A 714-nucleotide genomic window follows, 5' to 3' on the forward strand; every position below is an offset into this window, starting at 1 on the left:
CAATATTGCCTGTTCTGCTGAACATGGATTATCCCCTTTGCCCAAAAAATAGGCTGTTACACGCTCAATCATTGGTTGTTGAACATGCTGCAATGCTTCAAAAATAAATTCTTCTTCGTAACCATCCTTTTTAAGAGTAATCTTATTTCCAAATACGGGAAAACTTATTTTCCCAGTTGAGCCTGTTATTTCGCAAATATCTTTCTTGTCAGCTTCTGATACTGTAAAACACCAGGTCCCATTAAAGACCACGCCATTTTCAAATAAAATTTGTCCGGTAACAAGATCGTCTGCGGAATATTCTTTTGATTGGTTTACTGAAATGCCCGATGAGCTACTTACTTTCCCAAAGTAATAAATCATCAAATCTAACTGATGAGGTGCAAGATCATGGAAAAGACCACCTCCAGAAATAGATGGGTCAAGCCGCCAGTTAGTATCAGTACTGGCAATTAAATTATGTGCCGGAGATTGAAGCATTTGCAATTGAACAAACCTGATATCGCCAATCACTTTATCCGACAATAATTGCTTTACTTTTAAAAATATAGGTTGTTCTCTACGGTAATGTGCTACACATAATTTAACATTAAAATTAATTGCAGCATTTTTCATTCTCAAAGCCGATTCTGTATTTAACGTCATCGGTTTTTCTACATAAACGGGCTTTCCTGCAGCCAAAGAGAGCAACGTGTACTCCTCATGCTGTAAAGG

At 37.3% G+C, this 714-nt stretch carries 1 protein-coding gene; it reads right to left on the bottom strand.

Going from position 1 to position 714, the window contains the following annotated elements; genetic code table 11:
- Window positions 1-714 (bottom strand): Gfo/Idh/MocA family protein (locus AC1DG9_RS27520; protein ID WP_477635757.1); only part of this gene is annotated, 714 nt, incomplete at both ends.

It is taken from the genome of Pedobacter sp. 05L430 (assembly GCF_056397585.1).